We start from the raw sequence: 10556 nt of genomic DNA on the forward strand, positions 1-10556 counted from the left end.
GCTCACGCGCGCCCGGGACATGGGAAGGTCCCCGGGCGCGCGGCAGGCCCGCTCAGGGCTTGTCGCAGGCGTTCGCCAGCCGGATGTCCCGCTTGGCGGTGTCCGTGGTGGTGGCGGACATCGAATCGCAGTCCATCACGTTGGACATGCCCGTCAGCGGCTCCACCATCAGCACGCTCTTGGCGCGGTTGGAGGTGAACCGGAACTGGATGGATTCATCCAAGGGCGCCGCCCCCGCGATGGTGGCGGGCTGACCGAGCTGCCCCTGCAGGCAGTCCATCTTGTTGAGCGCCGGCCGGCCGGAACCCGGCAGGAAGCACAGGTTGTTGATGTCCGCGGCGCTCATCGTGGTGGGGATGATGATGTCCTGCCCCGTGTCCGTGCAGCAGTTGGGCTCGGTGCGGCAGGTCTTGTCCACACAGGCTGGACTGGGGCAGTTGTCCAGGGTCCATTCATCCGGGGTGCTGAGGTCGGTGCCACACTTCAGGCGCTCCCAGCGCGCCACGGTGGCCCGCGAGCCGTCTGGCAGGGTGATGTCGTTCTCCACCACGATGCGCACGGGCTGGTTCGTGCTGATGGCGAGCTGGCGTGCCCGCAGCGCGGACGACCACAACTCACGCGTCGCGGTGTTTTCGCGCTGGGCGCTGATGTTGCCCTGCATGCCGGCAATGGCGAGGGTGGCGAGCACCCCCAACACCGCGACGGCCGTCATCATCTCCAGCAGCGTCATTCCTCGCGTGTTCTTCATGGCGCTGCCCCTCCCGCTCCGGCCACCCGGACCATTCCCACGCTCATGAAGTTGCGGGGCTCGACCGTGAAGGTGAACCGTCGGCGGCTGTACCCGTCTCGCACGAAGCCTTCCTCATCCAGCCCGGGCTGGATCGCTTCCTGGTTGGAACGACGGGTCCGGATGACCAGGGTCACCTCCAACTGGCGGACCCGCTGGCGGAGCCTCTTGCGCAGATCCAGGTCATTGGGGGGCTTCACCACCGCGGAGCCATCCGCCTCCAGCAGACCCAGTGAGCATTCGTTGGTGTCGTACTTCGCCAGCGTGCACTCGGAGATGGCCGGGTGTGCCTGCGCGGGGACGGGGAGCATGCCTTCATTGGGGAACCACTGCAGGGCGTTGTCGGGGTTGTTGAAGTCGATGAGCCCCTCCCGCACGGTGAGCTGTTCCACGTCACGGCTCAGCGGCAACCAGTTGGCCTCCCCCACGGGCCGGTACTCCAGCGTGGGGATGTTGTTCCTCCAGTTCACCCGGTAGGCCACGCCCCCCAGCCGCATGGCCATCCAGTTCACGACGTCAATGGCCAGCCCTGTGGGCCCGCTCCAGGCGGCAGCGCCGTCGATGCAGGCAGGGTTCTTGTCGGCGCCGTCGGTGGTGATGGTGGACATGCTGCCGGGCGCGCCAGGCGCCACGGCGGTGATGTTCACGGGGCACGCCATCCGGCGGCCACCGCTCGCCATGACCGCGAGCGTCGGGCCACTGGGTGTGACCAGGGCCGTGGGGGCCTCGGGGAGCGCGCAGAAGGTATTGCCGTTCCGGAAGTCTCCCCCCGGGCATGACGCCAGCGTGATGGCTCCGTTCGTCTCACCCCAGTAGAGCTGGAGGGCGTCCGAGGCCAGCGCCGCCGTGGGGGCCTGCACGAAGGTCGCGTCCGCGGTCAGGTCGGCCCTGTGCCACACCGTGATGGCGGACCGCTCATCGTCGACGTCGAAGGCGATGGGCGTGTTGCCCATGCCCACGCCCGCCCGCCACACGTCGGCGACGAGCACGTCCTTCACGGTCCGGCCCGTCACCTGCGCCGTCATCGTCTGCTCTTCGAAGAGGGCGCGCTTCTGCATCTGGGTGCCCACCACCAGCCCCGTGGTGATGACGACGACACCCAGGGCACTGGCGATCATCATCTCAAGGAGCGTGAACCCCCGGCCCTGGAACGAGGAGGTCTTCATGGCGCCATCCGCGTCTGGAGGACCACCATCTGCCGGTCCGAGCGAAACCCCGGCTCATCCCAGCTCACGGACACCCGCACGTTCACGACGGTGCCAGGCGCTCCCGCCACGACGATGCGGTCCAGCGGGGGCCAGCCCACCTTGGCCCCTTCCATGGTGATGGGCTCCCTCGGGTTGTCCACGTCGATGTTCACCCTGTACTCCCTCGCCACCAGGCCCGGCTCCGTGGGCGCGATGGTCCGCAGCGCCCCCGAAGCCGTCTGCCAGACGGAGTAGTTCTCGTCCCGCAGGTTGTTGCAGGTCGGGTTCAGGCAGCCCAGCGTCATGACCCGCTCCAGGGCCTGCTCCGCGATCACCTGGGCCTGGTTGGCGGTCAGCGTGCGCCGGTTGGAGGCGCTCGTCTGGGTCACGACGGTCATGGCCGCCATGACGCCCAGCAGCATGACCGTCATCGTGGCCATGACCTCCAACAGGGTGACGCCTCGTGAGGCACGCTGCTTCATTGCGGCAGTCTCCCGTCGGGCAGCGGCTCCCACATCATGATCTGCGAACGGGGAACGCCACCATTGGCGGTCGGGTTGTTGTGCTTCCCGTCCGGGTTCTCAGGCGCGGGCGTCGGCGCGACATCTCCGGTCACCGTGCCCTGCAGGACGAAGCCGTCATGGATGACGGGCGCGACGATGGCGTGGAAGCTGTTGTCCTTCTTGCTGATCAGTGCGCCTGTCCCCTTGTTGGCGACGTACGACTGACCCTTGAGCGTATCGCTCAGGTTGCAGATGTCCGCGGCCGTGCCCGCCGCGGTGGCGGCGAAGACGTTCTCCTCGCTGAGCGCCACACCGCCCCACAGCTTCTGGCCCGCATCCATCTTCTGCACCCACAGGGGCTTGAGCTCCGCGCACGGCTTGCTGCCGGTCGGGTCCGAGTCCTCGAAGGCGAGCAGGTGGTACTGGTAGGTGGGCTTCTTGGGATCCAACTCGGGATAGCCGTCCGAGTACTCATCCGGATTGTCGCTGGTGCCGAAGTAGAACCGCACCGCCGGCCCCGTCTTGGTGGTGACCAACTGCACCGCCATGCTGGAGTAGAGCTGCTGGAGCTCCAGCGCCGTCTGGCTGGCGGCGTCCTTGTGGTCCTTCAGGGCCGTGGCGGCATGCGCCAGCATGCACTTCTGGACCTGGTCGCCGGCCGGGTCGGTGATCTTCACCTTCTTGAAGTTGACGCGCCAGACGCTTCCGGACGTGGTGGGGACGTACATCACGTCGTAGCTGCCGTCCCGGTCCAGGTCCACCATCGGCGTCGCCGCCGCGACGCCGGAGCCCTTCTCCAGCGTGATGACGCCCGCGTACTTGCCCGCCGGACCCGAGCCGGATTCGAGCGGCTGGCCCGTCTTCATGTCGAGCACGTAGACGGTGCCCGCGCGCTTGTCCGCCGGCTGGTAGTCCGTGCCCACCACCGACACCCAACGCCGGTCCTTCTCATCCGCCGAGCCCCAGGAGATGCGGGCGACGTTGGGGACGTGCCGCGAACCGCTGTTGTCCGGCAGCAGCACGGCGCTGTTCAGGACCTGCGCCGCGCTGAAGTAGGAGGCCATGGCGGTGTCCATGAAGCTGAACTCCCACATGGGCGAGGGGTACCACGAGTCCTTCGGATTCGTGATGTCGAGCGAGAAGACCACGGGGGAGGTCTTGCCCGTCGCGGAGACGAGCACCGTCTTGGCGCCCTGCTTCTTGTTCTCCGTGGTCAGCGGGGTCCAGTCGTACTTGATGCTGGCGTCCCAGCCGTTCTTGTCACCCAGGTCCACGTTGGCGATGGCCGGCGTGGCGTCCATCTGGGGGCGCACGAGGGTGCCGGAGTTGCGGAAGCGCACGTACTGGTTGCGGTACTGGCCCAGCATCAGCCTGGGCATGTAGGCGAAGACCTCGCTGCCCTTGCCGTACATGCGCTCGGCGGGCTTCTCCTTCGTGCCGCACTTCTCCGGAACGAAGAAGCCCCGGTACTGGCTGCCAGAGACGCACTCGTCGTTCAGGGCCGCGCGATACTCGCCCGTGTCGAAGGCGTGGAGCACACCGGTCATCGTCCCCACATAGGCGATGCTGCTCCGCTCCTTCAGGGGCGTCATGAAGTTCTTGAAGTACAGGTCGCGCTCGCTGGCCTTCGCGGCCTGGTACCAGGAGTCCTGATACGGCGGGACGGCCACGCCCACGGTGGACTGGTTGACGCCGCCCATGGGCCAGGGCCGGCGCGCGTTGTTGGCCCCGGCGGCGTGACGGTTCTCGTAGCCGTACAGCCAGTCCACCAGGAAGTCGCGGTCGTTGTGGTCGCCGGTGATGTGCTTGTCCGTCCCCGGGGGTTGCGTGATGGTGGGCGTGCCGCAGATGTTGTCCTTGTTCAGGTCATACGGATAGCGCCTGTCGATCTCGCTGTAGTCGTTGCAGAGCACGTCCGGGAACAGCACGCTGTCGGCGGTGCCGGCCAGCTCCTTGACCTCCTTGCGCTGGCCCGCGGCGTTCATCGAGTAGAGCTTGCGGTTGCGCGGCTCACCGGAGGTCATGGACACGGCCATCACGCGGCCGCCCTCCCACTGCTGCTCGTTGGTGGTCGTCTCGGGGTTCTCAGGGTCGTAGATGGACTGGAGGTACAACCGGCCTCGCAGGGTGTAGTCCTTGGCGCCGTCATAGGCCCGGATACCGGGAGCGGGCAGGCTGCTCTCCACGGAGGGCCAACCCGTGCCCCAGTTCTGTCCCGGCGTCTCGTTCACACCCCACATGACCACGTTGCCCACCGTGGTGGGGGTGGCGCGCGAATAGGCACCCGCGCGCACGGCCTGATAGCCGATGTCGACGTCGTCGATGATGGGACGGCACTGCTCGTTGGGGCTGCTGATGTCCACCTTCCAGCACAGCTGCGAACCGGTCAGGCCCAGCGCCAGGATGTCGATCTCCACCTCCTGGGCGGCGGGCGTCTGGGCCGGGAAGACCACGGGCACCCACGTGGGGTTCGGGTTGTCGTTGTACGTGATGTTGACCGGGTCGAAGGTGCGGCAGTCCACCGCGATGGAATAGGTGATGGTGGGCAGGATGCCGGTCGACGTGCAGGCATTCTTGGCCTCCTCGGTCCAGCAAGGCGCTGAAGTGCAGTCCTTGCGGATCTCCGTGGGGGGATTGCCGGGCTTCGCGTAGGGCGCCACGTCGTCCTGACGGCGGAAGCGCACCTTGGTGATGGTGAAGTTCTGGCCGGGCGTATCGCCCTCCGGGCTCAGCACCTTGGAGGTGATGGTGGTGGACTTGGCGCCACCGCCGTTCTCCTTGTTGATGAGGAACACGATGTCGTTGAAGTCCCGGTCACCACCGCCGTTGAGGTCCTCGAAGCCGAGGATCCACCGGAAGGGGTCGGTGGTGGGTGCGCCCACGATGACGTGGGGCATGTAGTTCATCCGGTCGATTTCCTTCTTCTCGAGCCCCGGCTCCGTGCCAGGCCGCATCACCGTCACGCCCTCCTTGGGCATGAGCAGGTTGTTGTAGGTGTTCGTGTTCAGGCGCTGGAGGGTGGCGTCGTCCAGCCAGCCGCAGGCCTTCTTGTTCGTGTTGACGATGGTGCAGGCGTCCTTGTAGCCGGGCGGGTTGCACTGGTCGGAGTACTCGCAACCGATGTTGCGCTCGGCCACCTTGTTGTCCGCGGGGGCCAGGAAGTTCTGGTCCATGTTCCAGGTGGCCTTGGAGAAGAACACGGAGATGGACGTGCGCAGGTGCAGCAGGCACTTGCCGTCCTCGGCGGCGTTGTCCGAGTACTTCTTGCGCTTGAGGCAGGGCGCGACCGTGTCGTTGTCCAGGTTGTGGCGGGCGTCGTAGTAGACGATGGCGAAGAAGACGATCTCCTTGCCGCCCTCGATGAGGCCCAGGTCCACCGTGCGGTCACGGGCGGTGATGCCGGGGTCGGGGTTCACCGACTGCTCGAGGCCGCGGTAGTCGTACTTGGAGACGTCGTAGTCCGGGATGCCGTCGTTGTCGGTGGTGGCATCCTGCACGGGGCCCAGCTTGCGGAAGACGGTCTTGTCGCTGTCGTCATCCGCGAGCAGGAAGACCATGCGCCCCAGGCCCAGATAGCCGTTGGCTGCGGCGCTCGGCTCCAGCAGGTTGGGGATGTGGGGGAACAACCCCTTGTCGGACGCGTCGTTGTCCGAGAGGTCCTTGGGAGTGTCGAAGTTGTTGTTGTTCAGGGGCATCTGCAGCCCCACCCAGTCCGCCTTGATGTTGTAGGCGCCCGACGTGCGTCCTGGCCGCGCGTCCGTGGTGTCGAGCTGGGACTCGAACTTCTCCTTGCAGTCCTTGTCCATCGCCAGTTCGGGATGGTTGTACTTGATGCCACCGGACGTGAAGGTCTTGTCACAGCGGCGCGGCAGCACGCCGATGTACTTGTGGGTCAGCTTGGTGTCGTCCGCCGGCGTGAGGTTGTAGAGGGCCTCGTGCAGGTCGAGGATGCCGTTGTTGTTGAGGTCGACGAGGTTGCCGTTGGCGTCCGCGTAGTGGCGGTCCTTCACGTCATCCAGGTACATGTAGCCGAGCGCGTGCGACGCACCGGCGGACTCGTACACGTAGCTGATGGTGACGCGCTGGTCGAACGGGAAGGTGATGTTCTCCGAGTCCAGCTTCTTGAGGTTGGTGTTGAGCTGGAGGCGGCCGTCAGGGCGCAGGATGATGGTGTCGTTGGCGACGGTGAGGCCGTCCGGACCGAGCTTGAAGTCACCCTGGGCGTCCTCGTCCAGGTCGTTGCGGCAGAGCTGGGTGGGCGTGGTGGCCGTCAGGGCCGGCGACGAGAGCGTCAGCGCCAGGGCAAAGAGTCCCTTGTAGAACGTCCGCATCACTTCTTCCCCTGGTTCTTGGGCTGGGACTTCGCCTTCTCTTCGGCTTCGGGCTGTTCACGAACCTTCTGCGTGCCGCCCTGCTCCAGTTGCTGCCGCAGGAGCATCCGGCGCGGAGGCGGCGTGGCCACCGTCACCGTCGCCAGGAAGCTCACGAGCGCGTCCATGTCGTCGGGGGCCAGGAGCCGCGTGTCGCAGTTGGTCTTCGGGTTGATCCGGTGCGGTGCCACGGTCCACGTGCGGATCTCCTCCAGGCTCTTCCTGCGCAGCACCGTGGCCATGGGGGGGCCGGCCGGTGCGCGGGTGCCGAAGGAGCGCTTCTGCACCTCGGCCGGATGGCATTTGGCGCAGGCCTTGTTGAAGGCCAGTTCGCCGCGGTCCTGGGCGCTGGCGAGCGCCGGGAGCAGAAGCAGCAGGGGAGTCAGGCGTTTCATGGAGGGCTCGGGGGGAGGCAGGAGTTCTGGAAAAGGGACGCGGCGGTGCCACCGGCTGCGGGAACTAGTTGTTGATGTTGGCGTTCCCGGAGGGGGTGCCAGGGCCGACGATCGACTGGGTGCTCACGTTGGTCACGAGCGCCTGGACGACGGAGCGCGTCGGGCGGCCCCGGGGATTCGCCACCTCGGCGATGGAGACGACCCACACCTGCTGGTTGCCGTCGACCTCCGGGCTGGGATCACTGTCGTCGTCGTCCCGCACGAAGACGCGGTAGCGCACGTTGCGCTGCTCCGGGTAGTCGACGTTGGCGGGGAGCTCGGCATCCTCCAGGGTGCTCGTGAGCAGCTCGTAGCGGTTCCACACCTCGCCACCGCCGGGCGGGAGCAGCTCGAAATAGGGGCGGGCCGCGGAGCCCAGGCCCGGGATGTCGTTGACCGGCGCACCCAGGGTCGCGCGCAGGTCGATGGTGAGCTCGCCGAGGTTCTTGGCGTTGGCCATGATGAGGCGCACCGTCTCACGGCCTTCCGCGAGGCCCGCCTCGGCGGCGAAGAACGCCTGCTTCTGGCGGCGGGTGTCGGCCTGGCTGTCGGCCTCGCGGCCCACCACGCTGTAGCTGAGCATCACCGCCATCGTCACCAGCGTGACCACGCCCAGTGCGAGCAGGAGCGTGAAGCCACGGGACTGACGGCGGGGGGTTGGGCGACGCACCATCGAGGGCTCCTTCGCGTACCCCTGGGGGCGGTACGGTTTGGGAGCTTCTGAACAGCAAGCTTCGTGCCGGGAATTCCGGCACTCAACCCGCCGGAATAAGGGATGTCCGCGATGCGGGGGGGTGCCGTGTGACGTCAGGGGGCTGCGCAAATTTTGCGAGCCCCCTCATTCTTGCGAGGTAGCCCGGCGTCAGCGGTGGCCGCCGCGCACGGCGGCGCGCAGGCGGAGCATGTCGTCCAGGACGCCGGGATCCACCAGCTCCAGGGCGGCCTTCTGGGAGAGGGCGCGGGTCTGCCGGCGGTACTCCTCTTCGTCCTCCTCGCCGCCGCCCTTGCCGCCGTCGCTGCCGCCCTTGCCACCGCCCTTGCCGTCTCCGCCCTTGGGCATCAGCGCGACCGGCTGGGAGATGCCCGGCTCCAGGCGGGGGAAGGCATTGGCGTCGGCGCGCACCGACGTGAAGAGGCTGACCATGGACAGGCAGAACACGATGGCGACGGTGAGGGTCTTCATGGTGGCTCCAATTCTCCCAGTCCCCACGACGCCCGGACGCGAAGGCTTATTCACGAGCGCTACTCCTTCGCCTTGAAGGTGCGGATGTATCCCACCAGGGCGTCCATCTGCTCCGGGGTGAGCCGGTCCTTGTAGGCCTTCATCTTGGGGTTGTGGGACGAGCCGTTGGCGATGACCTTGCGCAGCTCGGCGTCCGACTCCCTCTTCTGCCAGGAGGCCCGGCTCATGTCGGGGATGGACTCCTTCTGGCCCATGCGCGTCTGGGCGCGGCCGTCCGGGCCGTGGCAGTTCTTGCAGCTCTTGTCCCAGAGGGCGGCGGCGTCCTCGGCGTGGGCGAGGGCCGGGGAGCACAGCAGGAGGGTGGACAGCAGGAACCACCGCGAGGTCATGCACGGTCTCCGAGCGAGGGGGAGGCCAGTATAGCCACGCGCTCAGGAGCCGGCTTGGGGCCAGAAGGGCGCGGTGGGGCGGCCGGGGGGCTGGAGCCAGACGGACTCCAGGAAGCGCACCGCGTTCTGATCCGCCCGGTCGTTCCGGGTGAACACCGCCTGCGCGCTCGCGAGCACCGCCAGTGTGGCGAGCCCCGCCACCCAGACCGCCGGCGGAGGCGCGCGTCCGGCCGCGTCCCGGCCCAGCGCCCCGAAGACGGACGCCGCCACGGTGACGAGCGCCGCGAACAGCACCGCGCCGGCCAGGGACGTGGGCAGGCCCAGCCAGGCGAGCAGGTTGGGCGGGTGGTAGCCGTCCAGCATGAGCGGCCGGGCCAGCGCGAGCACGGGGGTGGAGACGTCGTCGGGGATGTAGTTGACGAAGGTGGCCAGGCCCGTGATGAGCACGGACGCCGCGCACAGCATGGCCGCGATGCCGGACAGCACCGGCCTGCCGGCGCCGCGCAGCCGCTCCAGCACCAGACCCGCGGGCAGCAGCAGGAAGGGCACCAGCCCCGTGAGGTGCCGGGGGCCTGTCGTCCAGCCCCACGAGTCGTAGGTGAACGACGAGGTGAAGTACGTGTAGCCGGCGAGCGTGGCCGCGGACATCCAGAAGAGGGCGCGTCCTTCCGCGGAGGTCCGGCCCAGGCGCTTGAGCAGCACGAGCCCGGGCAGCGCGAGCAGCAGGAACGGCGACAGGGTGAAGAGGCCCCGGAGCGGAGAGAAGAACGACAGCGCGAAGGCGCGCGGATCCGGCGTGCGGATGCCCAGGAAGCCGCCCAGGTGCCACGGCTGGTAGGCCGCGTCGTTGAGGTGCTTGTAGCCCGTCTCCAGCGGGTGCCCGAAGGTGGCCTGGTGGTAGAGCCCCAGCGCCACGATGAAGGGCAGCGCGCCCACCACGGCGAGCCCCGTGGCCCGGCCCAGCTTCTTCAGCCGCGCGGCCCACGGCTCCGGCGTGCCTGGCACGGTGAGGACGGCGTAGAGGATGAGGCCCAGCACACCGAGCGCGCCGGTGTACTCGGCGGCGACGGTGGCGCCCGCGCACGCGCCGGCCACGATGTAGCCACGCTCGCGCCACTCGCCGCGCGACAGCTTCCAGAGCGCGTAGAAGCCCGCGAAGAGCAGCACCGCCGTCGTCTGGTGGCTCATGAAGAGCAGCGAGTAGCTGAACGCGAGCGAGCCCAGCGCGTACGTCACCGTGACGCCGTCCGCGACGACGGGCGACAGGAACGCGCGCAGGAAGCTGCGGACCAGCCACAGCAGTCCCAACGTGGGCAGCACCGTGAGGAAGAGGCGGCTGAAGAAGACGAGCGGCACCTCCGGCACGGCGTAGCGGTGGCTGCCGCCCAGGACCCTCAGGCCCGCGTACACGGGCACCGCGGCGAAGGACAAGAGCGGCGCCTTGGACGGGTAGTAGCGCCCGTCCATCACCGACAGGTCGCCCACCGGGCCGTAGTCGCGCAGGGCGCGGTTGATCTCCAGCGTCCCGTCCTCCACCAGGGCGCGCGTCTGCCACAGGCGGCACAGCTCGTTGGGCGAGCGCAGGCCCGGGTGGTACGGGAAGAGGACCACGTAGAGCGCCGCGACCGTGGCCCACACCACTCTGGGCAGTCCCGTGGGGCGGAGCGCGGGCGCCTCGGTGGGAGACGCCGGGGCCGCGTCGG

The 10556-nt window shown here is 68.1% G+C and carries 9 protein-coding genes; all 9 read right to left on the reverse strand.

Translation table 11 applies throughout. From position 1 onward, the window contains the following. Positions 1-52: 52 nt before the first annotated feature. A complete protein-coding gene (locus D7V77_RS01180) occupies positions 53-748 on the reverse strand; it encodes a Tfp pilus assembly protein FimT/FimU (RefSeq protein ID WP_120574418.1) in 696 nt (231 codons plus the stop codon). Then, positions 745-1953 (reverse strand): PilW family protein, encoded by a 1209-nt coding sequence (locus D7V77_RS01185; protein ID WP_120574419.1) that lies wholly within the window; start codon positions 1951-1953, stop codon positions 745-747. Before D7V77_RS01185 ends, D7V77_RS01180 begins: the two co-directional genes overlap by 4 nt. Further along, entirely contained in the window at positions 1950-2456 is a 507-nt protein-coding gene (locus tag D7V77_RS01190; protein ID WP_120574420.1) for a prepilin-type N-terminal cleavage/methylation domain-containing protein, read from the reverse strand. The genes D7V77_RS01185 and D7V77_RS01190 overlap by 4 nt, the downstream gene beginning before the upstream one ends. Continuing rightward, positions 2453-6808 (reverse strand): DUF4114 domain-containing protein, encoded by a 4356-nt coding sequence (locus D7V77_RS01195; RefSeq protein WP_120574421.1) that lies wholly within the window; start codon positions 6806-6808, stop codon positions 2453-2455. The genes D7V77_RS01190 and D7V77_RS01195 overlap by 4 nt, the downstream gene beginning before the upstream one ends. Then, positions 6808-7242 carry a cytochrome c gene (locus D7V77_RS01200; RefSeq protein WP_120574422.1) on the reverse strand — a complete coding sequence of 145 codons (435 nt, stop codon included), beginning with the start codon at positions 7240-7242 and terminating at the stop codon, positions 6808-6810. The genes D7V77_RS01195 and D7V77_RS01200 overlap by 1 nt, the downstream gene beginning before the upstream one ends. A 64-nt stretch (positions 7243-7306) precedes the next feature. Further along, a complete protein-coding gene (locus D7V77_RS01205; protein WP_120574423.1) occupies positions 7307-7954 on the reverse strand; it encodes a hypothetical protein in 648 nt (215 codons plus the stop codon). Positions 7955-8143: 189 nt separating this feature from the next. Beyond that, positions 8144-8464, reverse strand: a complete 321-nt coding sequence (locus D7V77_RS01210) for a hypothetical protein (RefSeq protein WP_120574424.1) — start codon at positions 8462-8464, stop codon at positions 8144-8146. A gap of 59 nt (positions 8465-8523) precedes the next feature. Next, positions 8524-8853, reverse strand: coding sequence for a cytochrome c (locus D7V77_RS01215; protein WP_120574425.1), 330 nt, complete (start codon positions 8851-8853; stop codon positions 8524-8526). Between the two features lie 42 nt (positions 8854-8895). After that, on the reverse strand, positions 8896-10491 hold the full coding sequence (locus tag D7V77_RS01220; protein ID WP_120574429.1) for a hypothetical protein: 1596 nt from the start codon (positions 10489-10491) through the stop codon (positions 8896-8898). Positions 10492-10556: the final 65 nt, after the last annotated feature.

It is taken from the genome of Corallococcus sp. CA041A, from assembly GCF_003612075.1.
In the GTDB taxonomy this organism is placed as follows: Bacteria; Myxococcota; Myxococcia; order Myxococcales; family Myxococcaceae; genus Corallococcus; species Corallococcus exiguus.

Coding starts and splice junctions, on each gene's coding strand:
- D7V77_RS01180 (WP_120574418.1), bottom strand. CDS start 748: ATGAAGAACACGCGAGGAATGACGCTGCTGGAGATGATGACGGCCGTC.
- D7V77_RS01185 (WP_120574419.1), bottom strand. CDS start 1,953: ATGAAGACCTCCTCGTTCCAGGGCCGGGGGTTCACGCTCCTTGAGATG.
- D7V77_RS01190 (WP_120574420.1), bottom strand. CDS start 2,456: ATGAAGCAGCGTGCCTCACGAGGCGTCACCCTGTTGGAGGTCATGGCC.
- D7V77_RS01195 (WP_120574421.1), bottom strand. CDS start 6,808: ATGCGGACGTTCTACAAGGGACTCTTTGCCCTGGCGCTGACGCTCTCG.
- D7V77_RS01200 (WP_120574422.1), bottom strand. CDS start 7,242: ATGAAACGCCTGACTCCCCTGCTGCTTCTGCTCCCGGCGCTCGCCAGC.
- D7V77_RS01205 (WP_120574423.1), bottom strand. CDS start 7,954: ATGGTGCGTCGCCCAACCCCCCGCCGTCAGTCCCGTGGCTTCACGCTC.
- D7V77_RS01210 (WP_120574424.1), bottom strand. CDS start 8,464: ATGAAGACCCTCACCGTCGCCATCGTGTTCTGCCTGTCCATGGTCAGC.
- D7V77_RS01215 (WP_120574425.1), bottom strand. CDS start 8,853: ATGACCTCGCGGTGGTTCCTGCTGTCCACCCTCCTGCTGTGCTCCCCG.